The organism is Paraburkholderia sp. RL17-337-BIB-A (assembly GCF_046025895.1).
In the GTDB taxonomy this organism is placed as follows: domain Bacteria; phylum Pseudomonadota; class Gammaproteobacteria; order Burkholderiales; family Burkholderiaceae; genus Paraburkholderia; species Paraburkholderia fungorum_C.
On the sequence record NZ_JARESY010000001.1, the window covers coordinates 1,283,751 to 1,307,744 of the forward strand.

At 61.3% G+C, this 23,994-nt stretch carries 16 protein-coding genes; 9 read left to right on the top strand and 7 right to left on the bottom strand.

Annotated features, from left to right (window positions below):
• Both P0D84_RS06030 and P0D84_RS06035 read right to left on the bottom strand, forming a co-directional pair.
• Positions 1–1,203, bottom strand: a complete 1,203-nt coding sequence (locus tag P0D84_RS06030; RefSeq protein WP_408333534.1) for an ABC transporter permease — start codon at positions 1,201–1,203, stop codon at positions 1–3.
• A gap of 189 nt (positions 1,204–1,392) precedes the next feature.
• Entirely contained in the window at positions 1,393–2,439 is a 1,047-nt protein-coding gene (locus tag P0D84_RS06035) for a sugar ABC transporter substrate-binding protein (protein WP_323046696.1), read from the bottom strand.
• Positions 2,440–2,717: 278 nt separating this feature from the next.
• On the opposite strand from P0D84_RS06035, the gene P0D84_RS06040 reads away from it, so the two are divergent.
• From P0D84_RS06040 to P0D84_RS06050, 3 genes are read left to right on the top strand one after another with little or no spacing between them, the layout of a single operon-like run.
• A complete protein-coding gene (locus P0D84_RS06040) occupies positions 2,718–3,599 on the top strand; it encodes a MurR/RpiR family transcriptional regulator (RefSeq protein WP_408333538.1) in 882 nt (293 codons plus the stop codon).
• Entirely contained in the window at positions 3,592–4,608 is a 1,017-nt protein-coding gene (iolG, locus tag P0D84_RS06045) for an inositol 2-dehydrogenase (RefSeq protein ID WP_408333541.1), read from the top strand. Before P0D84_RS06040 ends, iolG begins: the two co-directional genes overlap by 8 nt.
• Positions 4,608–5,651: a Gfo/Idh/MocA family oxidoreductase gene (locus tag P0D84_RS06050; protein ID WP_408339700.1), complete on the top strand. Its 1,044-nt coding sequence runs from the start codon at positions 4,608–4,610 to the stop codon at positions 5,649–5,651. Before iolG ends, P0D84_RS06050 begins: the two co-directional genes overlap by 1 nt.
• Positions 5,652–6,737: 1,086 nt before the next feature.
• Here the strand turns inward: P0D84_RS06050 and P0D84_RS06055 are convergent.
• Positions 6,738–7,873, bottom strand: a protein-coding gene (locus P0D84_RS06055; protein WP_408333544.1) for an IS3 family transposase whose coding sequence is annotated in 2 segments (ribosomal slippage) — positions 6,738–7,615 and positions 7,615–7,873 — 1,137 coding nt in all. Because the reading frame shifts where the segments join, the coding sequence is not laid out codon by codon here.
• Positions 7,874–8,182: 309 nt separating this feature from the next.
• Between P0D84_RS06055 and P0D84_RS06060 the strand changes: the two genes are divergently transcribed.
• Positions 8,183–11,062, top strand: coding sequence for a valine--tRNA ligase (locus P0D84_RS06060; RefSeq protein ID WP_408333547.1), 2,880 nt, complete (start codon positions 8,183–8,185; stop codon positions 11,060–11,062).
• 73 nt (positions 11,063–11,135) lie between these two features.
• A complete protein-coding gene (galU, locus tag P0D84_RS06065) occupies positions 11,136–12,017 on the top strand; it encodes a UTP--glucose-1-phosphate uridylyltransferase GalU (protein ID WP_179733223.1) in 882 nt (293 codons plus the stop codon).
• 108 nt (positions 12,018–12,125) lie between these two features.
• On the opposite strand, the gene P0D84_RS06070 is transcribed toward galU, so the two are convergent.
• Positions 12,126–12,353, bottom strand: a complete 228-nt coding sequence (locus P0D84_RS06070) for a sulfurtransferase TusA family protein (protein ID WP_025600552.1) — start codon at positions 12,351–12,353, stop codon at positions 12,126–12,128.
• 688 nt (positions 12,354–13,041) lie between these two features.
• Here P0D84_RS06070 and P0D84_RS06075 point away from each other — a divergent pair.
• The 3 genes from P0D84_RS06075 (at position 13,042) to P0D84_RS06085 (ending at position 16,888) form a co-directional block, all read left to right on the top strand.
• Entirely contained in the window at positions 13,042–13,188 is a 147-nt protein-coding gene (locus P0D84_RS06075) for a hypothetical protein (RefSeq protein WP_408333551.1), read from the top strand.
• A gap of 452 nt (positions 13,189–13,640) precedes the next feature.
• Positions 13,641–15,992 carry a UvrD-helicase domain-containing protein gene (locus tag P0D84_RS06080; protein ID WP_408333554.1) on the top strand — a complete coding sequence of 784 codons (2,352 nt, stop codon included), beginning with the start codon at positions 13,641–13,643 and terminating at the stop codon, positions 15,990–15,992.
• Positions 15,989–16,888, top strand: coding sequence for a 5'-methylthioadenosine/adenosylhomocysteine nucleosidase (locus P0D84_RS06085; RefSeq protein ID WP_408333557.1), 900 nt, complete (start codon positions 15,989–15,991; stop codon positions 16,886–16,888). The genes P0D84_RS06080 and P0D84_RS06085 overlap by 4 nt, the downstream gene beginning before the upstream one ends.
• A 114-nt stretch (positions 16,889–17,002) precedes the next feature.
• Here the strand turns inward: P0D84_RS06085 and P0D84_RS06090 are convergent, their stop codons facing one another.
• Both P0D84_RS06090 and P0D84_RS06095 read right to left on the bottom strand, forming a co-directional pair.
• Positions 17,003–18,907, bottom strand: coding sequence for a propionate--CoA ligase (locus P0D84_RS06090; RefSeq protein WP_408333560.1), 1,905 nt, complete (start codon positions 18,905–18,907; stop codon positions 17,003–17,005).
• A gap of 221 nt (positions 18,908–19,128) precedes the next feature.
• Positions 19,129–20,397 (bottom strand): MFS transporter, encoded by a 1,269-nt coding sequence (locus tag P0D84_RS06095; protein ID WP_408333563.1) that lies wholly within the window; start codon positions 20,395–20,397, stop codon positions 19,129–19,131.
• Between the two features lie 528 nt (positions 20,398–20,925).
• On the opposite strand from P0D84_RS06095, the gene P0D84_RS06100 reads away from it, so the two are divergent.
• The gene (locus tag P0D84_RS06100; RefSeq protein ID WP_408333566.1) at positions 20,926–22,605 is read left to right on the top strand and encodes a methyl-accepting chemotaxis protein; all 1,680 of its coding nucleotides are present in this window, start codon (positions 20,926–20,928) and stop codon (positions 22,603–22,605) included.
• A gap of 516 nt (positions 22,606–23,121) precedes the next feature.
• On the opposite strand, the gene P0D84_RS06105 is transcribed toward P0D84_RS06100, so the two are convergent.
• Positions 23,122–23,982 (bottom strand): efflux RND transporter periplasmic adaptor subunit, encoded by an 861-nt coding sequence (locus P0D84_RS06105; RefSeq protein ID WP_408333569.1) that lies wholly within the window; start codon positions 23,980–23,982, stop codon positions 23,122–23,124.
• Positions 23,983–23,994: the final 12 nt, after the last annotated feature.

Below are 23,994 nucleotides of genomic sequence, written 5' to 3' on the forward strand. Positions count from 1 at the left end.
TTACGACTGCGCGACGCGGCGGCGCACGTAGTGATTGAACAGCACGGCGATCAGCAGCATCACGCCGAGGAACACGCGGAACCAGTCGGAGTCGACATTCGTATAGGTGATGCCGATCTGCACCACGCCGAAGATCAGCGCGCCGAAGCAGGCGCCGATCACCGAGCCGTAGCCGCCGGTCAGCAGCGTGCCGCCGATCACCGCCGCGATGATGGCTTCGAATTCAGCCTGCAGCCCACGGTCGGCCGCTGCCGACCCGATGTCGCACACTTGCAGCACGGCGAACAGGCACGCACAGAACGCGGTCAGCACGAACAGTGAGATCTTCACGCGCCGCACCGGCACGCCGACGTTCTTGGCCGCGTTGGCGTCGCCGCCGACCGCGAAAATCCAGTTGCCGAAGCGGGTCTTGGCAAGCGTGAACGCGCAGACTGCGGCCAGCGCGAACCACCAGAGCAGGACTTTCGGAATGCCGGGCACGAGCGGATTGCCGTTGTCGAGCAGTTTCACGACACCGATCTGGCCGAGCCAGATGAACAGGCCCTTGAACGCGACACCCTGGAACAGGGTATGGGCGAGCCAGTCGTGAGCGGCGACGTCGCCCACGCCGGAGATGATCGTGCGGTCGGCGAACATGACCGACAGAGCCAGCGTGAGCCCACGCAGGATGAAGAGGAACGCCAGTGTCACGATAAACGACGGCAGCCGCGTGCGCATCACCAGATAACCGTTGAGCGCGCCGAGCAGCATCGAGCCGGCGAACGCAAACAGGATCGACAATGCAATCGGCCAGTGGAAGTACATGGTGGGCAGCGCGACCATCATGCCCGAGAAGCCGATCATCGAACCGATCGACAGATCGAATTCACCGGCAATCATCAGGAGACATGCACCGACTGCGATCAGGCCGAGATACGCGGCGACTTGCGACCAGTTCATCACGCCGTCGAGGTTGAACATGCCGGAGTTGCCGGCCGCAATCCCAAACACGAGGAACACCATCACGGTGCCGGCGAGGGCGGCGAATTCCGGACGGTTCAGCAGATGCCGGAACCACGATTCCTGGCGCACACGCTCATCGGGCCCCGCGGCCCCCGCGGCGCCGGTGGCCGAGGCGGGCGCACTGTTGGGCGTCGCCGCCGTTCCGGTGCCGGAAGGGGGCTGCTTGCGGGAATGGGGGTGGAAGGGGTTGGCTACGCCCATTGAAGCTCTCCTTGATGCGCCCGGGGTGGCAGTCGAGAGCGGATTGCAATCTGACCGCGTGGCGCGTGATGCACGTAAAACGTGGTGAACCCAGGCGTGGAGCGGCCAGACCGGTTGGCACCGGCCGCATCCACTTACTTCATACCTGCCGGAACGGTTGTCCCGTATCCGCACTTCCAGCGAAATGCGTTAGCGATACTGCCCGGCGTACTTGACCACCTTGTCGATGTTGGCCTTGGTGATGAACCCCGGGCCGGAACCGATATTGCGCGGTCCATAGGCGGGTGCCAGGCCGTAGGTGGCGAGGCGTTGCTTGAACTTCGGATTCGCTTCCAGGATCTGGCGGATCTTCGCCGGATCGGTGGTGTGTTCCTTCTTCACGATGGCCAGTACGGCGACCGGGATATAGCCTTGCAGGTAGGGTTGCTGGTCGATGGCGAACTGGATCGTGCCGTCCTGGATGCCCTTCGCGATGTCATTGTCGAAATCGAAAGTCGCGAACCAGACCTTGCCGGCAAGGCCCATCTGCTGCAGCGCCTTGATCGTCGGCGCGGCCGACAGCGGACCGAGCGTGAGCACCGCCTGAGTGTTCGGATGATTGCGCAAATACGCGCTCACTTTCGATTGCACACCGGTCGGGTCCTGGCCGGCGTCGAGCGTGGAAGACTTGAAGTCGACGCCGATCGCTTCGGCAAAGCCTCGGCAGCGTTCGAACGAAGCCGGGTTGGTTGCGTAATGGTTGACACACAGGAACGACTTGATGCCCGCTGCCTTCGCTTTTTCGCCCGCTGCCTTGCCCGCGGTGTATTCAGGCTGACCGACGTGCATGATTGCGCCGAGCTGCGCACTTTGCGCTTCCGTGCCGGAATTGATCGTGACGAGCGGGATGTGTTTCTCGGTGACCTTGGAGATTGCACTCTTGAGTACGTCGAAGTCGGCGATCGAGACGATCACGCCATCGTAGTTGCGGGCGGCCGCCTGTTCGATCAGACGCGCCATGTCGGCGATGTCGCCGTTCGGCGGATTCCGGTAATCGGTCTCGACGTTGAAATCTTCGTCGGCCTGTTTGATGGCGTTCTTGATGGTGTTCCACCACGAATCCGAATCCGGCGCGTGGCTGATCAGCACGAAGTGAGCGTCAGCCGCGCGGGCGGCCGACGCCGCACCGAATCCCGTCGCCAACGTCAATGCCGTCACCAGAATCCTGAGCGTAGCCTTGCCCTTGCAAAGTCTCATTGTCTCCACCTTTCTCGGTCTGTCGTTATTGAAGGGAGCGTCTGGCGGGGCGGCCTTCCGGTTGCGTGCGTTGCGGCACGGGTTAGCCGGTGCACCATCGCTCACGACCAAGATTAGGCCAACTTCCGAAGCGTTGCAATGGAAATTTCATGAAAAATAAAAATGGAAAATACATTCCATTTGATGAGGTGCCTGCCTATAATCGGCAGCGTCAGGAAGCGGTGCGTCGCGCGCTGAAGGCGCTTTCCGCACTGCAATAAAGCAACGAAGAGAGAGCCATGGCGGAAGAGAGCACGGAAGACTTGCCGAGCGTCGAAGAATTGATGCAACGCATCGCGGAAAATTACGAGGCGCTGCCGCGTCAATTGAAGAATGTCGCGACTTATCTCGAGCAGCACCGTTCGAGCGTGATGGTGGATCGCACCAGCGATATCGCCGCGAGCTGTGGCGTGCATCCGTCCGCGGTGGTGCGTTTTGCGCAGCGCTTCGGGTTTTCCGGCTTCTCCGATCTTCAGGCGGTGTTTCGTCAGGCTTATACGGGGCAGGGCACGTCCTCGCCGAGTTATCAGCAGAGGATTCGCAAGCTGATCGACGAGAAGCCTGGCGCGTTGTCCGGCGGTTCGGTAGCACGCGAATTCATCGCGGCGTCGCGCGGCGGACTTGAAGAACTTGAAGCAGGTCTCGACGACAAGCAGTTCGACGCCGCTGTGAAGATGCTTCAGCAGGCGGACAACATCTATGTGATCGGCGTGCGGCGCTCGTTTCCGGTGGCGAGCTATATCGTCTACGCGTTGCAGCACACGCCCAAGCGCGTGCATCTGGTGTCCGGTTTCGGCGGCATGTACCGCGAACAGATTCGCAGCGTGAAGAAGGGCGACGTGGTGATCGCGATCAGCTTCGCGCCGTACGGCAAGGAAACGCAGTATTGCCTGCGCGTCGCGCATCATCATCAGGCGAAGACCTTGGTTATTACGGATAGCCAACTTTCTCCGCTAGCGCGTTACGCGACCACTCAACTGTATGTGAAAGAGGGCAGCGCATTCGCGTTCCGCTCGCTGACCAGCACGATCTGTTTGTGCCAGGCGTTGTTCATCGCGCTTGCGTACAAACTCGAACTGAACGTTGAAGAATCCAAAGACACTGGAGGATACGATGACTGAGGCGGTAAAGACGATCGACGTGGCGGTATTCGGCGCAGGACGTATCGGCAAGATTCATGCGGCAAATCTGACGCGCCAACCCGGCGTGCGGCTCAAATATGTGGTCGATGTGAATCGCGAGGCGGCCGCGGCGCTCGCCGCCGAGCACGGCGCGCAGGTCGCGGATATCGACGGCGCGATGGGCGATGCGTCGATCGGCGCGACGGTGATCTGTTCGAGCACGGACACGCACGCGGATCTGATCACGAAGTCGGCGGCACAGAAGAAGCATGTGTTTTGTGAGAAACCGGTGGACCTGACTTTGGAGCGGGCGCGTGCCTGTGCGGAGGCGGTCGCGCGTGCGGGCGTGGTTTGCATGATCGGCTTTCAGCGCCGTTTCGACCCGACGTTTTCCGCATTGAAAGCGCGCATCGATGCGGGCGAAATCGGCACGCCGGAAATGCTGGTGGTGACGAGCCGCGATCCGGGCGCGCCGCCCGTCGAGTACATCAAGCACTCGGGCGGCATTTTCAAGGACATGCTGATTCACGACTTCGACATCTTCCGCTGGATTCTCGACGACGAAGCCGACACGTTGCATGCTACCGGCAGTTGTCTTTCGGACCCGGCGATTGCCGAAGCCGGCGATATCGATTCGACTGCGGTGACGATCCGCACGAAGCACGGCCGTCTATGTCAGATCAACACCGCGCGGCGCGCGGCTTATGGTTACGACCAGCGTTTCGAAGTGCTCGGCAGCACCGGTATGTTGCAGGCGGGTAATGTGCGTCCCACCGAAGTCACCGCGTATTCGAAAACCGAAGTCTCGAGCGACGTGCCCGAGGCGTTTTTCCTCGAACGGTATCGCGCGGCTTATGCACTGGAAATTGCGCATTTCTTCGACGCGGTCACACGCGGCAAGCCGGTGCGTACTACTGTCGCGGACGGCCTGAAAGCGCTCGAACTTGCCGAAGCGGCCACGCGTTCGTGGCGCGAGGGTCGCGCGGTAAAGCTCGGCGAGGCATCGTGATGAAGGCATCGGCGGGGCCGCTTCGGGTGGGCGTGGTCGGCTTGGGGCGGTTGGGCAAGCGGCACGCGGAAAATCTGGCGTACCGCGTGCCGGGGGCGTCGCTCGTGGCCGCTTGCAGTCCCTTGGAAGAGGAGCGGGCCTGGGCCCGGGATACGTTGCCTGAACCGCGTCTATATGACGACTATGCGGACCTGCTTGCCGATTCCGAAGTGGACGCGGTGTGGCTTGTCACGCCGTCGTCGTTGCACGCGCAACAGATTATCGATGCGTTGCGCGTCGGCAAACATGTGTTCTGTGAGAAGCCGCTGTCACTGGATCTTGCCGAGTGCGAGCGCGTATTGGCCGAAGCCGCGCGCTATCCGCATCTGCAGGCGACCATCGGCTTCATGCGGCGTTTCGATCCGAGCTATCAGGATGCGTTTGACAAGATCCAGGCTGGCGCGATTGGGCGACCTTTTCTTGTGCGTTCGCAGACCACTGATAAGAACGATGACGATGGCTTTTTCGTGCGTTTTGCGGCGACCTCCGGCGGGATTTTTCTGGACTGCACCGTGCATGACATCGATGTCGCGCGCTGGCTGCTTGGCAGGCCGCGGGCCAAACGCGTGTTTGCCGCGGGGGCGGCTGCGTTGCACGAGGGTTTGCGGGAATTTGGCGATGTTGATAACGGCGTGGCGATTTGTGAGTTCGAGGATGGGAAGCTCGCCATGTTCTATGCGTCGCGCACGCAGGCGCATGGGAATGATACGCATAGCGAGGTGATTGGTACGGCGGGTGCGGTTGCTATTGGGCGTAATCCGCGTGCGAATCGCGTCGAGATTTATGATGCCGCCGGCATTCGTAATGAATGTACGCCGAGTTTTTTTGATCGGTTCGAGGAAGCGTTTTTGTTTGAGGCGCGGGGGTTTGTCGCCGCTGTGCAAGCGGGTGCCGCTGGGGTTGGCAGGCATGCCGGGGCTTCGCTGGCCGATGCGCTTGAGGCCACGCGGATTGGCGTGGCTTTGCGGCAGTCGTTGTTGAGGGGGGAGGCTGTTGGTTTGTAGTTGACGGCCTGCGGCGCTGGGGTGAGGCGGGGAGGTTGGTCTTTCCTGGAGTTTTTTGCCTGCGCGGCGCTTTTTTGTCGGTGCTTTTATGGTGTTTGCGTTTACTTGATTTGGGTTGGCTGCTCGCGGTTTTTGTCTGTATGCCTATGGTGTTGGCCTTTTCTTGAATTGATATTGGTCTATTAGTGTCGCCCCTGTGCGGGGCGGCACTTACTTTCTTTGCCGCCGCAAAGAAAGATAAGCAAAGAAAGCGGCTCACACCGCCAGCGCATAAGCGGGGCCCCCGCACAGTCGCGGTAGTGGTGCATCTGGAATCTGTGCCCTCGCGCATTCGGCGCGAGTGACAAGGCGCTCATACTTCCCGCCTCGCACTGCGTGCTCGCCGGAAGGGGACATCGGGAATGCCGGCGGCTTCGCTCGGGACTCGTGTCAGCAAGTGGGTCGCTCGCAAGTTACGGTAGTGGTGCTCTGGAATCTGTGCCCTCGCGCATTCGGCGTGAGTGACAAGGCCGTCATACTTCCCGCCTCGCACTGCGTGCTCGCCGGAACGTCCCAACGGAAGACCTGCGGCTTCGCTCGCGACTCGTGTCAGCCATTGACTTCTCTTCGTAAGGCCACCATGCTTCCGGCGCGCTCTGCGCGCACCGAAGCGCACTTCTTAAGACCGATCACTGCGCTTTCGCACTCACGTTTCGTTTGGCACGGCGGCGTGGCGTGTATCGTGTTTAGCTCCGATGTTGCTGTTGCTGTTGCTGTTGCTGTTGCTGTGGCCTCTTTCGCCGCTGTCGCGGGGGCGTATACCGAGGCGGAGCCGATGGTTCCCACCGCGCCGAACCAAAGCTCATGGTTTCCCATGCAGACCCATCCGCGACGCACGCAGTGCGGAGTGGGAGCTGATGAGCGCGTTGTCGCTCACGCCGAATGTACGAGGGCACGGATTCCAGATGCACCACTACCGTGACTGTGCGGGGGACCCGCTTAAGAATTTGCGGTGTGAGCCGCTTTCTTTGCTTATCTTTCTTTGCGGCGGCAAAGAAAGTAAGTTGTAGTGGTCAAGTAAAATTGGACACCCGGAAAGGGGCATTTCTAAAAAAGTGACGCTTCACATCGTGCCGGCGGTTGTCCGCCTGCTGCAGAATGGATGCGACGGTGGTTATAAAAGTCGTCGATGTAAGCCTCAATGTCGCGTTCGGCATGCGCGTGATCACGGTACCCTTTGTCGTCGATCCATTCGCCTTTCAGGCTTCTAAAGAAACGCTCCACCGGCGCGTTATCCCAGCAGTTCCCCTTTCTACTCATACTCTGGACGATGCCGTTTGCCTTCAGTTCGTTCGTGAAGTGCGCGCTGGTGTACTGGCATCCCTGATCCGAGTGGAACATCAGGCCTGGCGACGGACTGCGCCGCTCCAGGGCCTGCTGCAACGCCCTGATCACCAGCGCTGTATCAGGCATCAGCCCCAACGACCAGCCGACGATACGGCGCGAATACAGGTCCATCACGATGGCAAGATAAGACCAACCCTGAAGCGTCCTCACATACGTAATGTCGCCTGCCCATACCTGATTGATGGCCGGCGGCTCGAAGTTACGGTCCAGCAGATTAGGCACCACCTGCGCCTGCTCATTGCTCTTCGGATAGCGATGTGTGCGCTTTCTGGTGACCACCAGTTGTGCCTGCCGCATCAGCGTGCCGGCACGATAACGACCTACCGCGTGACCACGTTTTCGCAACTCCTGCGACATCCTGCGGCTCCCATAACTGCCGCGGGTTTCGCGATGAATTTCCCGTGCGGCCGCTATCTGCTGGCAAGGCGCCGCACTCTTCGACGTGCGCCCGGCAAACGCGTAATAGCTGCTAGGCGCAACATTCATCACCCGGCACATCGCCCTCACAGGCCAGACCTTCTTCAGTGACTGGATCACTTCGGGAAGCGATCCATTTCCTTGACGAAGAAGGCCGTGGACTTTTTTAGTATGTCGCGCTCCCGTTCCAGATCGGCGACCCGGGCTTCGAGTTCGCGGATGCGGCGCGCATCGGCCTCTATCTCCAGTTGTGTACGCGGCGCTCTGACCTGCTCAGCGCGCCACAGCGTCACCCAGCGGCGCAACGCCGTGTCGCCCACGCCCAGCGCCTCACACGCCTGCGCATAGGAATAGCCCCTGCTGACCACCAGCTGGACCGCTTCTGCCTTCAATTCGTCGGGAATGTTCCGTCTGCTCATTTCTCACCTCAGTTGGAGAATTATCCCCTTTAGAGGTGTCCAGGATCATTGAACCACTACAAGTGCCGCCCCGCACAGGGGCAACGCTAATAGACCACTAACAATTCAAGGAAAGGCCAACACCGTAGGCACACAGCCGATAAGCGCCGCGCAGGCAGAAAAAATGCAAGGAAAGCCCAACGCCGCAGGCATACAGACAAACAAACACCAAGCAGGCAAAAAAAACACCCCAAAACAGCCCCCAAAGCCCCCCGCGCGCAGCGCCGCTTATAATCGAGCATTCTTTGCATCCACCAGCAGACCGACGAAATGAGCGAGACCCCGAGCGACCCGACCTCCACGCTTGCCAAAAGCTTCGAGCCCCACACCATCGAAGCCCATTGGGGCCCCGAATGGGAAAAGCGCGCCTACGCGGCGCCCTCCTTCAGCGAGAACAAGAAAGACTTCTCGATCCAGCTGCCGCCGCCGAACGTCACGGGCACCCTGCACATGGGCCACGCCTTCAACCAGACGATCATGGACGGCCTCACCCGCTATCACCGCATGCTCGGTGAAAACACCCTGTGGGTGCCGGGCACGGACCACGCAGGCATCGCCACGCAAATCGTCGTCGAACGTCAACTGGACGCACAAGGCATCTCCCGTCATGACCTCGGCCGCGAAAAGTTCACCGAACGCGTCTGGGAATGGAAGCAGGAATCCGGCTCCACCATCACGAATCAGGTACGCCGTCTGGGCGCGTCGATCGACTGGTCGCGCGAATACTTCACGATGGACGACAAAATGTCGGCCGCCGTGCGCGACGTTTTCGTACGCCTGTATGAACAAGGCCTGATCTACCGCGGCAAGCGCCTCGTCAACTGGGACCCGGTGCTGCTCACCGCCGTCTCCGATCTCGAAGTGGTCAGCGAAGAAGAAAACGGCCACCTCTGGCACATCCAGTATCCGCTCACGGACGGCTCCGGCCATCTGACGGTCGCCACCACGCGCCCGGAAACCATGCTCGGCGACACCGCCGCGATGGTCCATCCGGAAGACGAGCGCTATGCGCACCTGATCGGCAAAACGGTCACACTGCCGCTCTCCGGCCGCGAAGTACCGATCATCGCCGACGACTACGTCGACCGCGAATTCGGCACCGGCGTGGTCAAAGTCACGCCCGCGCATGATTTCAACGACTATCAGATCGGCCTGCGCCACAAGCTGCCGATGATCGAGATCCTCACGCTCGACGCGAAGATCAACGACAACGCACCGGAAAAATACCGCGGCCTGGATCGTTTCGAAGCCCGCAAACAGGTCGTGGCCGACCTCGAAGCGCTCGGCGCGCTCGAATCGGTCAAACCGCACAAGCTGATGGTGCCGCGCGGCGACCGCACGGGCGTGGTGATCGAGCCGATGCTCACGGACCAATGGTTCGTCGCGATGAGCAAGCCGGCGCCGGAGGGCACCTTCAATCCGGGTAAATCGATCGCCGAGACCGCGCTGGACGTGGTCCGCAGCGGCGAAATCAGGTTCGTGCCGGAAAACTGGTCCACCACGTACTATCAATGGCTCGAAAACATCCAGGACTGGTGTATCTCGCGCCAACTCTGGTGGGGCCATCAGATCCCGGCTTGGTACGGCGAGGACGGTGAAATCTTCGTCGCCAAGACGGAAGAAGGCGCGCGCGAGAAGGCGGCCGAGGCCGGTTACACGGGCCCACTCAAGCGCGACGAAGACGTGCTCGATACGTGGTTCTCGTCTGCTCTAGTGCCGTTCTCGTCGCTCGGCTGGCCGGCCGAGACGCCGGAGTTGAAGCACTTCATGCCTTCGTCAGTGCTGGTCACCGGTTTCGACATCATCTTCTTCTGGGTCGCGCGCATGGTCATGATGACCACGCACTTCACCGGCAAGGTGCCGTTCGACACGGTCTACGTGCACGGTCTGGTGCGCGACGCCGAAGGTCAGAAGATGTCGAAGAGCAAGGGCAATACGCTCGACCCGATCGATATTGTCGACGGCATCGACCTCGACGCGCTGGTCGCCAAGCGCACCACCGGTCTGATGAATCCGAAGCAGGCTGCGTCGATCGAAAAGAAAACCCGCAAGGAATTCCCGGACGGCATTCCGGCGTTCGGCACGGATGCGCTGCGTTTCACGATGGCGTCGATGGCCACGCTCGGCCGCAACATCAACTTCGACCTGGCGCGCTGCGAAGGCTATCGCAACTTCTGCAACAAGCTGTGGAATGCCACCCGTTTCGTGCTGATGAACTGCGAAGGCCACGATTGCGGTTTCGGCAAGCCGGAGCAATGCGGCGAGTGCGGCCCGGATGGCCACCTGAATTTCTCCGCGGCCGACCGCTGGATCGTCTCGCGCCTGCAGCGTGTCGAAGCGGAAATCGCCAAGGGTTTCGCCGACTATCGTTTTGACAATGTGGCCAACGCCCTATACAAGTTCGTATGGGACGAATACTGTGACTGGTATCTCGAACTCGCCAAGGTTCAGATCCAGACGGGTCAGCCGAACCAGCAGCGCGCAACACGCCGCACGTTGTTGCGCGTACTCGAGACGGTGTTGCGTCTCGCGCATCCGGTGATTCCTTTCATTACCGAAGCGCTGTGGCAAAAAGTTGCGCCATTGGCGGGCCGCTATCCCGAAGGCAAAGCCGAGGGTGAAGCGTCCATCATGGTGCAGCCTTACCCCGTTGCGGAGCCGTCGAAGATCGACGAAGACGCGGAGCAATGGGCGGCCGATCTGAAAGCGGTAATCGATGCGTGCCGGAATCTGCGCGGCGAAATGAATCTGTCGCCGGCGGTCAAGGTGCCGTTGCTCGCTGCCGGCAACGCGGAGCGCCTCTCCACCTTCGCTCCGTACGCTCAGGCATTGGCCCGTTTGTCGGAGGTGCAGATCATTGCCGACGAGGCAACGCTGGATGCGCAGGCAGATGGCGCGCCAATTGCTATCGTGGGGAATGACAAGCTGGTGCTGAAGGTGGAAATCGACGTAGCGGTGGAGCGCGAGCGCCTGGCGAAGGAGATTGCGCGGCTTAGCACGGAAGTCGGCAAGTGCAACGCCAAATTGCAGAATGAAAGCTTTGTTGCAAAGGCGCCGCCGGCAGTGGTTGAGCAGGAGCAGAAAAGGCTGGCAGAATTCGAAATCACCATCGGCAAGCTGAAGGCCCAATTGGCTCGTCTGCCGGCCTGATCGACGTTCCGTGTCCGCCTTTTTGAAGGCGAACACGGACCAAAAGCTAAACCAGAGGATTCAGGGTAATCACATGCTAAAAGTTACAAAAGCGGTATTTCCGGTAGCAGGTCTCGGCACCCGGTTCCTCCCTGCCACGAAGGCGAGTCCGAAGGAAATGCTGCCGATCGTCGACAAGCCGCTGATTCAATATGCAGTGGAGGAGGCCATGGCGGCCGGCATCACCGAAATGATCTTCGTCACGGGCCGCAGCAAGCGCGCGATCGAGGACCATTTCGACAAGTCATACGAAATCGAGGCGGAACTCGAGGCGCGTGGCAAGGACAAGCTGCTCGAGCTGGTGCGTAGCATCAAGCCGAGCCATGTGGACTGCTTCTACGTGCGTCAACCTGAAGCGCTCGGCCTCGGCCACGCCGTGCTGTGCGCGGAAAAGCTGGTGGGCGACAACCCCTTCGCCGTGATTCTCGCGGACGACCTGTTGTATGGCACGCCGCCCGTCATGACGCAGATGATCGAGGTGTTCGACCACTATCACAGCTCGGTGATTGGCGTCGAGGAGATCCCGGCGCAGGAAACCAAGTCATACGGGATCGTGGAAGGCAAGGAGTGGGAAGACTCGATCATCAAGATGTCGGGCATCGTCGAGAAGCCGGAGCCGAGCGCGGCGCCGTCGAACCTTGGCGTGGTCGGCCGCTATGTGCTGAAGCCGCGGATTTTCGATCACATCCGCTCGATCAAGCCGGGCGCGGGCGGCGAATTGCAACTGACGGACGCGATTCAATCGTTGCTCGCCGATGAACAGGTGCTGGCGTACAAGTATCACGGTACGCGTTTCGATTGCGGCAGCAAGCTGGGCTATCTGAAGGCGACGGTCGAGTTCGCGCTGCGTCACCCGGAGGTGGCAGCCGATTTCGAAGAATATCTGCGTACCCGTTCGCCGGTGCTGGAAGGCTGAGCGGCTTCGCGGTGTAAGTCTCCCGATAGCAACAGTCGGACGTAAAAAAGGCGCTGTGCCCGCATTCGCGGGCACAGCGCCTTTGTTTTGGGGCGCCCGGCGCCTGATTTAGCGGCGCTTCATCAAAAAAGTGAAAACTTTGTCGTGGGCCGAGCTTTCGACGATTTCATTGCCGGTTTGTTTTGCGAACGCGGCGAAATCGCGCTGGGAGCCCGGATCGGTAGCCAGTACTTTGAGAATCTGGCCGCTTTCCATGTCGGCGAGCGCCTTCTTGGCGCGCAAAATGGGCAGCGGGCACATCAGCCCGCGCGCATCGACTTCCTTGTGAACCTGAATTTGCATCGACGATGACCTTCGGGATGGGGCGTCGTTCGCGCGACGCCGGGGAGAGGTCAAATTCTACAGCAGGTGGGGGGCTGCCGCTGGGGGCAGCCGGTTTTGGTTTTTTGCTCGATCTGGAGTTTGGGTTTCTCTTGAGGGGGTGGCTGCGTGGCGTTTTTTTTGGTTGTATGCCTACGGTGTTGGCCTTTCCTTGATTTCTTATCGGTCTATTAGCGTTGCCCCTGTGCGGGGCGGCACCTACTTCTCTTTGCCGGCTGCAAAGAGAAGTAGGCAAGAGAAAGCAGCTCAAACCGCTAATTCTTAAGCGGGTCCCCCGCACAGTTACGGTAGTGGTGCATCTGGAATCTGTGCCCTCGCGCATTCGGCGTGAGTGACAAGGCGCTCATACGTCCCGCCTCGCCCTGCGTGCTCGCCGGAAGGGTTCATCATGCAAACCATTGGCTTCGTTTAGATGCATTCGAGGCCGTCGGCTTCGCCTCGGCGATGTGTCACGGCAAGAGCGACAAGAGGGACAAGAGCGACAAGAGGGACAAGAGCGACAAGAGCGACAAGAGGGACAAGAGGGACAAGAGACACAAGAGAGGCGAGAGAGGCGAGAGAGGCGAGAGAGACGAGAGAGACGAGAGAGACGAGAGAGGCGAAAGAGGCGAAAGAGGCGAGAGAGGCGAAAGAGGCGAAAGAGGTGGGAGAGGCGAGAGAGGCGAAAGAGGCGAAAGAGGTGGGAGAGGTGGGAGAGGTGAGAGAGGTGGGAGAGGTGAAAGAGGCGAAAGAGGTGAGAGAGGGCAGAGGTCGATATACGAAATACGTGCCGCGCTACCGCGCCAAATGAAGCGTGAGTACGAAAACGCAGGGGGTGGTTTTAAGAGGAGCCCTTCGGCGCGCGCAGCGTCGCCGGAAGTATGACGGCTGTGTCACTGACGCTGAATGTGCGAGAACGCAGATTCCAGATGCACCACTACCGCGACTGCGCGGGGGATCCGCTTAAGAATTTGCGGTTTGAGCCGCTTTCTCTTGCTTACTTCTCTTTGCGGCGGCAAAGAGAAGTAAGTGCCCGCCCCGCACAGGGGCGACGCTAATAGACCAATATCAATTCAAGGAAAGGCCAACGCCGTAGGCATACAACCAAAAAACGCAACGCAGATAACCAGATCAAGGAAAGCCCAACACCGCAGGTATCCAGAAACAAGCGCCGCGCAGGCAAAAACCCCAAAAAAACCCCAAAAAAACCCCCAACCCCGCAGGGGCATATAATGTCGAACGCACTCGCCGTCCTCCCAAAAAATGCCCGATCTGCTAGCCAATCTAAACCCCGAACAACACGCCGCCGTCACGCTCCCGAACGAGCCAGCGCTCATCCTTGCCGGCGCGGGCAGCGGCAAAACCCGCGTCCTTATCACGCGGATCGCGTGGCTCATCCAGCACGGTCTGGCGTCGCCCGCCACCATCCTCGCGGTGACCTTCACCAATAAAGCCGCCCGCGAAATGATGTCGCGTCTTTCGGCACTCTTGCCGATCGATACGCGCGGCATGTGGATCGGCACCTTCCACGGCCTGTGCAACCGCATGCTCCGTGCGCACCATCGCGACGCCGGCCTGCCTGCCACTTTCCAGATCCTCGACACCGCGGACCAGCTCTCCGCGATCAAGCGTCTGATGAAGGGCCTCAATATCGACGATGAAAAGTACCCAGCCAAAAATCTCCAGTACTTCATCAACAATTCGAAAGAACAAGGCCTGCGCCCGAAAGACGTCGACGCCACGGATAACTTCAACCGCAAATTCGTCGAACTCTACGAAGCCTACGACCAACAATGCCAGCGCGAAGGCGTCGTCGACTTCCCGGAATTGCTGCTGCGCTGCTTCGAACTGCTCGCGCACAATCCGCCCCTGCGCGCCCACTATCAGGCGCGCTTCAAGCACATCCTCGTCGACGAGTTTCAGGACACCAACAAGCTGCAATACGCATGGCTGAAGATGCTGGCCGGGCAAACCAACTCGATCTTCGCGGTCGGCGACGACGACCAGTCAATCTACGCATTCCGCGGCGCAAACGTCGGCAACATGCGTGACTTCGAGCACGAGTTCAATGTCCGGCACATGATCAAGCTCGAGCAGAACTACCGCTCGCACGGCCATATCCTCGACGCGGCCAATCAACTGATCGCCAATAACTCGCGGCGTCTGGGCAAGAACCTGCGTACCGACGCGGGTCACGGCGAACCGGTGCGCGTCTACGCGTCCGCCACCGATACGCAGGAAGCCGGCTGGATCGTCGAGGAAATCAAGGCGCTGATCAGTACCGGCACGTCGCGCAGTGAAATCGCCATCCTGTATCGCAGCAACGCGCAGTCGCGCACGATCGAACACACGCTGGTCAATGCGGGCATCGCCTATCGCGTGTACGGCGGTTTGCGCTTTTTCGAGCGTCAGGAAGTCAAGCACGCACTCGCCTATCTGCGCCTGATCGACAATCCGAACGACGATACGGCGTTCGCCCGCGTCGTCAATTTCCCGACCCGCGGCATCGGCGCGCGCTCGATCGAGCAACTTGCTGATGCGGCGCGGCTGTACAACTGTTCGATGGCTGCGGCGATTCCGTATGTCGCGGGCAAGGCGGGGTCGAGCCTCGCCAGCTTCGCGAACCTGATCGGCAAGATGCGCGCGGAAACGCAGCAGATGAGCCTGCCGGAAACGGTCGAATACGTGGTCCGCACGAGCGGTCTCACGGAGTTCTATCAGAACGAACGCGAAGGCCAGGACCGGCTCGAGAACTTGCAGGAACTGGTCAACGCGGCTGCCGCTTTTGTCAGCGAGGAAGGCTACGGCATGGATACGCCGGCGCGCTCGATTCCGCTGCGCCCGGGCGCGACCGCGGCTCCGGAGTTGGCGGTCGCCACCGACGATCCGAATGTCGTCGTGCTGGACGCGCCCGGCATCGCCGATCCGGCGCAAAACCCGGACACGATGACGCCGCTCGCCGGTTTCCTGTCGCACGCATCGCTGGAAGCGGGTGACAACCAGGCGCAAGCCGGTCAGGAAGCTGTGCAGTTGATGACCGTGCACGCGGCCAAGGGCCTCGAGTTCACGGCGGTGTTCATCACCGGTCTCGAAGAAGGGCTGTTCCCGCATGAAAACAGCGCGATGGAATCGGACGGGCTGGAGGAAGAGCGTCGTTTGATGTACGTGGCGATCACGCGGGCGAAGGAGCGTCTGTATCTGTCGTTCGCGCAGAGCCGGATGCTGCACGGCCAGACGCGCTACAACATCCGTTCGCGTTTCTTCGACGAACTGCCGCAGGAAACCCTCAAGTGGCTCACGCCGAAAGTCGAGGCGGGCGCGCGCTGGGGTGGCCGCTCGGACAACGCCGGCTATGGCCGCGACTGGTTCGCGCGGCCGGGTTACACAGGCGCTACGTCGTCGACACCGGCGCCGTTGCCGGCCTTCGCAAACGAACAGCGCGCGGCTGAAGCGGGTTTTCGCATCGGCCAGCAGGTGTTCCACACCAAGTTTGGCGAAGGCACGATCACGGCGCTCGAAGGCGGCGGCACGGATGCCAAGGCCCAGGTGAAATTCAAGCGGCACGGCGAGAAGTGGCTGGCGCTGGCGGTTGCCAAATTGCAGGCGGTCGAATGAGCGCGGGCGCAACTGGCGTAGCGGCGGCTGGTGCAAGCACGGTCGGCGTGGGTGCTGCGGGTCGAAGCCAGATTGCCGTCAGTACTGCGGGTTCTAGCGCGCCGGGTGCCGATCCGGCGCACCGTGGCGCGCCCGTCTCGCATCGTCCGCTCGGCATTCTCGCGGCCTTGCCGCAGGAGCTCGGCGATCTGATCGAAGCAATGCGCGCCGAATCCGGCGTGCGCACCATCACGCATGGTCAGCGTGACTATCACCTTGGGACTGTGCACGGCGCGCCTTGCGTCGTGACGTTGGCGCGGGTCGGCAAGGTCGCGGCGGCGGCCACTGTCAGCGCCCTGATCCATGCGTTCGATGTCGAGGCGATCGTGTTTACCGGCGTCGCGGGTGGCGTGGGAACGGAGGTGCGGGTTGGCGATATCGTCGTCGCCAACGTGCTGATGCAGCACGATCTCGACGCGTCGCCGCTCTTTCCGCGGTTTGAAGTGCCCTTGCTCGGCGTGTCGCGCTTTGCAGCCGATACGGCGCTCGCCGATCGGCTCGCCGCAGCGTGTGAGCGTTTTGTTGCCGAAGAGGGCGCGGTGCAGGCGGCGCGCTTCGGCACACGCGAGCCGCGCGTGCATCGCGGCTTGATCATCAGCGGCGATCAGTTCGTTGCCAGTGCAACGGGTGTCGAAGCCCTGCGCAATGCGCTGCCGGACGCGCTTGCGGTCGAGATGGAAGGTGCGGCGATCGCACAGGTCTGTTACGAGTACGGCGTGCCGTGTGCGGTAGTGCGCACCATTTCCGACACCGCGGACGATCACGCGCCGCAATCGTTCGTATCGTTTCTCACGGAGATTGCCGGGACGTATTCGAACGCGATCCTGACACGGTTTCTCGAGGCGCGTCGCGCGTGATCTGCTCGCCGCTTCGGCGTGCCGCGTGTTGATCGGCCGGTCCACTAGCAGTAGCTCGAATGGCTGGCGCGCAGGTGTGCTGCCCGTTCACGGCGTGGGCGGCTCGGGCGCCGGCTAGTGTTTCGTTGAATCCCCCAGTGCCTCGCGCACCTGCTGCAACGCCGCCGGATCTTCGATCGTCGGCAAATCCCCCGGCTCGCGCCCCTCGGCCAGCGCCGCGATCGCGCGGCGCAGCAGCTTGCCCGAGCGCGTCTTCGGCAGCATCGACACCACCACCACGCGCGAGGGCCGCGCAATCGCGCCGAGCTGGCGGTCGACTGTCGCGGTGAGTTCGGCTTCCAGCTTGCCGCGCGCCTTGTCGTTCGCGTAAGCCTGCGCGTCGCGCAGCACCACGAAGGCCATCGCCGCCTGACCCTTCAGCGCATCCGTCACGCCGACCACCGCCACTTCCGCGACCGCCGCATGACTCGACAACGCTTCCTCGATCTCGCGCGTGCCGAGCCGATGGCCCGCGACGTTGATCACGTCATCGGTGCGGCCGAGGATCGTGACGTAGCCGTCTTCGTCCTGAATGCCCCAGTCGAACGTCGAGTAGAGCTGCTGGTTCGGAATGCTCGACCAGTAGGTGCTGATAAAGCGGCTGTCGTCGCCCCATACCGTCGACATGCAGCCCGGCGGCAGCGGATAAGCCAGCGTGAGTACGCCTTTTTCGCCAGGCGGGCAGGGCTCGCCGGTCAGTTCGTTGCGCAAGCTCAGATTGAAGCCGGCCGACGGCACGCCCGGTGAACCGAGCCTGGTGGGCAGCGCCTCGACGCCGCGCGGAATCGCCAGCATCGGCCAGCCGGTTTCGGTCTGCCAGTAGTTGTCGATCACGGGCTTGCCGAGCGCGTCGGCGATCCATGTCGCGGTCGGTTCGTCGAGCGGCTCGCCGGCGAGGAACAGCGTGCGCAGGCTCGACAGGTCGGCTTTCTTCAACAGCGCGGGGTCCTGCTTTTTCAGCACGCGCAACGCGGTCGGCGCGGTGAACATCAGATTGATCTTGTGCTGCTCGACGAGGTGCCACCAGATGCCGCCGTCCGGCCGGATCGGCGTGCCCTCGTACATCACGGTAGTCAGCCCCGCGATCAGCGGCGCATAGACGATGTAACTGTGGCCAACCACCCAGCCGACATCCGACGCGGTGAACATCGTGTCGCCCGGCTTGCCCTGAAAGATGTGTTCCATCGATGCCGCCAGCGCCACCGCATAGCCGCCGACGTCGCGCTGCACGCCTTTCGGCTTGCCGGTCGTGCCCGACGTGTACAGCACATACGAAGGCTCGTTCGATTCGAGCCATTCGCATGGCACATGGGCGTCGAAAAACTGCTCGCGCAGCGGTTCGTAGGCGACGAGGTAGTTAGCGTTCAGGCGTTCGGGCGCGAGCTGGCGATCGATCAGCAGCACATGCGGCGTCTTGTGGGCTGCGCGCGCGAGCGCTTCGTCCACCAGCGGCGTGTAGTCGATCACCTTGCCGCCGCGTGCGCCGGCGTCGGCGGTCACGATCAGCACAGGTTTCGCATCGTCGATGCGTGCCGCCAGATTGGGGGCCGCGAAGCCGCCGAACACCACCGAGTGAATCGCGCCGAGCCGTGCGCACGCGAGCATCGCGAACAGCGCTTCGGGGATCATCGGCAGATAGAGCAGCACGACGTCGCCGCGCTTCACACCCAACGAGCGCATCACCGCGGCCATCCGGTTGATTTCCGCGTAGAGCTCGGCGTAGGTGTAACGCCGCTCGATGCCCGTTTCCGTCGACACATACACCAGCGCGTTCTGCTGTGCGCGCTCGACCAGATGGCGATCCACTGCGTTATGACACAGGTTCGTCCGGCCGCCGACGAACCAGCGCGCGAACGGCGGATTCGAGCGGTCGAGCACTGTATCGAACGGCGTCTGCCAGTGAATCCGCTGCGCCTGTTCGCGCCAGAACGCCTCGGGTTGCTCGATCGAACGGCGGTGGAAGTCGCGGTAACGGGTCATCTGCGGCGATCCTTCTGCTGCGTGAGTGAACGGGTCGAGTCGTGCGGATGTTGCGCGCGGCGGGAAAGCAGTGCGTATGTCCGCACAAGCATAGAGCACGCGCGGCGGTGCGGACAACGCGGGTTCACCATGACGGGTAGCCGCAAGCAAGCGCGAAACGCGCCGCCCAAAGAAAAAGGCGCCGGAGCGCCTTTTTCCTCATTCACCTCCGCAGAGGCGCATCACGCTTTCGCGCGCTTGCCTTCGACGTCCGGCAGAAACACCGTGAGCACGCCGATCAGCGGCAGGAACGAGCAGACCTTATACACATAGGCGATGCTGGTGGCGTCGGCCAACTGCCCGAGCACGGCCGCGCCGATCCCGCCCATACCGAACGCGAAACCGAAGAACAACCCCGCGACCATCCCCACCTTGCCGGGGATCAGCTCCTGCGCATAGACGAGGATCGCCGAGAACGCCGAAGCCAGCACGATACCGATGACCACCGTCAACACGCCGGTCCAGAACAGGTTGGCGTACGGCAGCAGCAGCGTGAACGGCGCGACGCCGAGAATCGACACCCAGATCACATACTTGCGGCCGATCTTGTCGCCGATCGGGCCGCCGATCACCGTGCCTGCCGCCACCGCCGCGAGGAACACGAACAGGTGGATCTGCGCGGCTTGAACCGGCAGATGGAACTTGTCGATCAGATAGAACGTGAAGTAGCTGTTGAGGCTGGCGAGGTAGAAGTATTTCGAGAACACCAGCAGCATCAGCACGCTCATCGCGAACATCACCTTGTTGCGCGACAGCGTCGCGTGACCGGTCTGGCTGCGCGCCTTCTTCACCGACGGATGAGCCTTGTACCAGCGGCCGATCTGCGTCAACACGACGATCGCGACAAGCGCCGCCACCGAGAACCACGCGATGCTGCGTTGGCCGTGCGGAATCACGATCAACGCGGCGAGCAGCGGTCCGAGCGACGAACCTGCATTGCCGCCCACCTGGAACAGCGACTGCGCGAGTCCATGACGGCCGCCCGACGCCATGCGTGCTACCCGCGACGATTCCGGATGGAACACCGACGAGCCGCAGCCGACCAGCGCCGCCGCGACCAGCAGCACGCCGAAACTCGGCGCGACCGACATCAGCAGCAGGCCGGCGAGCGTAAAGCCCATGCCGACGGGCAGCGAATACGGCTTCGGATGTTTGTCGGTATAGGTGCCGACAAGCGGTTGCAGCAGCGACGCCGTGATCTGGTAGGTCAGCGTAATCAGGCCGATCTGCCCGAACGACAGCGAAAAGTTGTCTTTCAGCATCGGGTAAATGGCCAGGATCAACGACTGGATCATGTCGTTGAGCAGGTGCGAAAAGCTGATCGCACCGAGCACGGAGTAAACCGTGCGCTGGACTTTGGCGGCCGGCTGCGCGGCGGCAGCCGGATTGGCAGAACCAGCGGTTCCGGCAGCGGCGCCGGCGAGGGCGCTTTTATCGAGGCTCGTTTCCATACGCTAGATGAGAGAGAAGAAAAGGGATGACGGGTAATGACGCAAGACTTAAGGCAATTCAAGGCGGGCGGTGTGTCGTGATTCTTCGTGTTCGCTTGCCGGTTTGAATTACTGCGGCGTTTCGACACGGCGCAGCGCCTTGACAGCTAATTATCGGAGTTTAATGTGGCCTCCGCGAATTGTAAGGACAAGTTTTGTCGCGAATCGGACACTTGCGGCTCATTCGGGCATCCCGGGCTCGCTGAAATCGGGAGCTCGGTGCACCGCGGCGTGCTTGCGGTGAGATGTGCTGTTATTGCCACGTCCGGTTTGCAAGCCGTCCGATAAATGCAGTTTGCGGATTTTTGGCCATGTATAAAACGGTCGCGGGCGCGAAGCTTACAAAGCGATGCGTCGAGGACCGGGCGTAACGGTCGGCATGAAGCGAGTTGCGTTAAAGATCGCAGACGTTTATGCCGTAGACCCGGAGAGATAAGCATCAATGCCGGAACCGATCTTTCCGGCAGTTCGAAACGTGGGGACGAGAATATGAAAGCAGTTTCGCTGGGCGGCCAGGCGGGCGCGGGGTTCGTACCGGAAGAGAAGGTGGCGGGCAAGCCGTCGCCGTCGCGTGGACAGGGCGGCGGCCCGCGTGCCGTGCGGCTCAAGGGCTTATCGGTGAAGGCGACGTTGCGGCTTGCGTTTGCCGTGCTGCTGATCGGCACACTTGCGATCGGCGTGTTTTCGCTGACCCAGATCAGCCGCCTGAACGCCTCCGCGCAATCGATCTACGACCAGGGCCACGTGGCGAGCATCGCTGCTGAGGAGGCGCGTGGCCACACGCTGCGCGCGAGCCGCGCGCAAAAGATGCTGCTGACCGCGACCACGGCCAAGGAGCGCGACGAACTTGGCGCCGACATCGACCGGGGTTTGAGCGGCCTCGCCGCGCAACTGGGCACGCTGCAGCAATACGTCGACGCGTCCGATGCAAAGGCCGTCGACCAGCAGAAGAAATTTGCCGCGGCCGTCACGGCGTGGAGCGGCCATTTGCGTGATTTCGTGACACTCGTGAAAGCGCAGCCGCTCGATCTTTCGCAGATGAACTGGCAGGTCGGCACGCAGGACGTCTCGTTGCTGGTTGAGACCGGCAAGCTCGAAAAGCTCGTCGACGAAATTGTCGAGCAGCGCGGCAGGGCGGCGAAGGCGACCATCGAGGCGTCGGGATTTATCTTCCATTCCTCGTTCGTGATGATCGCGGTGATGACCGTCGCGCTGATCGTGTTGGCGTTCGCCATTAGCGAGTGGGTGGTACGACGCCTTGCCGGCCAGCTCGGCGGCGAGCCTGCGTACGCCAAGGAAATTGCCAGCCGGATCGCCGCGGGCGACCTGTCGAATCAGATCGCCTTGGGGCGCAAGGACAAATCGAGCATGCTGTACGCGCTGCACGACATGCAAAGCGGCCTTGCAACGACGGTCTCCGACATCGCATCCAGTGCGGACGCGATTGCGACCGCCTCGGGTGAAATTTCGATGGGCAATCTTGACTTGTCGCAGCGTACCGAGTTGCAGGCGATGGCGCTCGAGCGGACTGCGAGCAGCATGGAGCAGTTGACCTCCACGGTCAGACAGAACGCCGACAACGCGAAGCAGGCGAGCACCTTGGCCAACACGGCTTCGGAAATTGCGGAGAAGGGCGGCGAAGTTGTGAGCCGCGTGGTCGCGACGATGAACGAGATCAACGATAGCGCGCGAAGCATTGGCGACATCATCGGCGTGATCGAGGGAATTGCATTCCAGACCAACATTCTGGCGTTGAACGCCGCGGTGGAAGCCGCCCGAGCCGGCGAGGAAGGCCGTGGCTTTTCGGTCGTCGCCGCCGAAGTGCGCAATCTGGCCCAACGCAGCGCGTCGGCGGCCAAGGAGATCAAGGGTTTGATCAGCACATCGGTGCAGCGCGTGAGTAATGGCTCGACATTGGCACAAGACGCCGGCCAGACCATGGACGAAGTCGTGAAGGCCGTGAAGCGTGTGACCGACATCATGGGAGAGATTTCAGCGGCGTCATCGGAGCAGAGCGCCGGCATCGAGGAGATCAACCTGGCGGTGACACAGATGGATTCGGGTACGCAGCAGAACGCTGCGCTGGTGGAGCAGGCAACGGCGGCCGCAAGATCGCTGGATGACCAGGCGCGGGGGCTGAAGCAGATGGTTGGAAAGTTCAGGCTGTAAGCCGGCGAGGCTTAGAGCTTGAACATCGCGACCGAGCCACCGCGACCGAGCCACCGCGACTGGGGTACCGCTACTGAGGTACCCCGACCGAAGCACTACGAGTGAGGTACCGCGACGAATCGCTGCGACCGGGGTACCGCGACCGAAGCACTGCGGCTGGGTGCCGGGACTGAGCAGCCGCGATTGAGGTCTGCGCCCGAATCGCTGCGAATGAGGCCTCGCGCCTGAACGACCGCGACGGCGCGCGCAGCGCCGCCGGAAGAATGACTGCTGTGTCACGGGCGCGGAGTGTGCGAGAACCCGGATTCCAGATGCACCACTACCGTAACTGCGCGGGGGACCCGCTTAAGAACTAGCGGTTTGAGCCGCTTTCTCTTGCTTACTTCTCTTTGCGGCCGGCAAAGAGAAGTAAGTGCCCGCCCCGCACAGGGGCGACGCTAATAGACCAATAAGAAATCAAGGAAAGGCCAACACCATAAGAGCACAGACGAACAAGCGCCGCGCAGCCAACCATCATTAGCCAGCCTTAACAACAACAGTACAAGTAATCCCCGCCGCCAACACAACCCCCTGAGGCACAGAATCAATAGCAACCCGCACGGGCACACGCTGCGCCAACCTAACCCAATTAAAAGTCGGATTAACATCAGCCAGCAGCTCGCGGCTTTCGGGATTATCCCGATCATAGATCCCGCGAGAGATGCTCTCGACGTGCCCTTGAAGCGTGCCTCCACTCATCAACCGAACTTCAGCCTTATCACCGATACGAACATGAGGCAGCTTGGTCTCCTCAAAATACCCATAAACCCAAAATGAGTGACTATCAACAATCGCCACCTTGGCAGAACCCGCAATCGCATAATCCCCACGAAACACGTTAAGGTTAGTGACATAACCGTCAACCGGCGCAACAACCCGAGTCCGCTCAAGATTAAGCTTCGCAGCATCAAGTGCAGCCAAAGCCTGCTGATAAGAAGCCTCAGCAGCAGAAGCAGTATGAGTAGCATTCTCACGACTCTCCTTGGACACCACCAAAGCATCCATATCCGCCCGCCGCTGCGCATCATCCCGCCTCATTTGCAACTCAGCCTTCCGCGCAGCAACAGCCGCCTGCGCCTGCTCAACAGCAATCTGATAGTGCGACGGATCGATCTGCATCAACAGATCACCTTTCTTGACCAGTTGATTATCCTTAACAGGCAGATCAACCACCGCGCCGGAAACATCCGGCGCCACATTCACAATCTCGGCGCGCACGCGCCCATCACGTGTCCACGGCTCATCCATGTAATGAACCCACAACACGCGCCCAATCAAGATCGCGACGATAAAAATAATGGCTGTCGCGACGAAGCCAACAATATTTCGGATGGTCATGTTTCGACTCTG

What these genes read in the sequence shown, in the direction of transcription:
- P0D84_RS06105 (WP_408333569.1), bottom strand. Translation starts at nt 23,982, where the DNA reads ATGACCATCCGAAATATTGTTGGCTTCGTCGCGACAGCCATTATTTTT.
- P0D84_RS06080 (WP_408333554.1), top strand. Translation starts at nt 13,641, where the DNA reads ATGCCCGATCTGCTAGCCAATCTAAACCCCGAACAACACGCCGCCGTC.
- galU (WP_179733223.1), top strand. Translation starts at nt 11,136, where the DNA reads ATGCTAAAAGTTACAAAAGCGGTATTTCCGGTAGCAGGTCTCGGCACC.
- P0D84_RS06090 (WP_408333560.1), bottom strand. Translation starts at nt 18,907, where the DNA reads ATGACCCGTTACCGCGACTTCCACCGCCGTTCGATCGAGCAACCCGAG.
- P0D84_RS06095 (WP_408333563.1), bottom strand. Translation starts at nt 20,397, where the DNA reads ATGGAAACGAGCCTCGATAAAAGCGCCCTCGCCGGCGCCGCTGCCGGA.
- P0D84_RS06050 (WP_408339700.1), top strand. Translation starts at nt 4,608, where the DNA reads ATGAAGGCATCGGCGGGGCCGCTTCGGGTGGGCGTGGTCGGCTTGGGG.
- P0D84_RS06100 (WP_408333566.1), top strand. Translation starts at nt 20,926, where the DNA reads ATGAAAGCAGTTTCGCTGGGCGGCCAGGCGGGCGCGGGGTTCGTACCG.
- P0D84_RS06085 (WP_408333557.1), top strand. Translation starts at nt 15,989, where the DNA reads ATGAGCGCGGGCGCAACTGGCGTAGCGGCGGCTGGTGCAAGCACGGTC.
- P0D84_RS06060 (WP_408333547.1), top strand. Translation starts at nt 8,183, where the DNA reads ATGAGCGAGACCCCGAGCGACCCGACCTCCACGCTTGCCAAAAGCTTC.
- P0D84_RS06035 (WP_323046696.1), bottom strand. Translation starts at nt 2,439, where the DNA reads ATGAGACTTTGCAAGGGCAAGGCTACGCTCAGGATTCTGGTGACGGCA.
- P0D84_RS06030 (WP_408333534.1), bottom strand. Translation starts at nt 1,203, where the DNA reads ATGGGCGTAGCCAACCCCTTCCACCCCCATTCCCGCAAGCAGCCCCCT.
- P0D84_RS06040 (WP_408333538.1), top strand. Translation starts at nt 2,718, where the DNA reads ATGGCGGAAGAGAGCACGGAAGACTTGCCGAGCGTCGAAGAATTGATG.
- iolG (WP_408333541.1), top strand. Translation starts at nt 3,592, where the DNA reads ATGACTGAGGCGGTAAAGACGATCGACGTGGCGGTATTCGGCGCAGGA.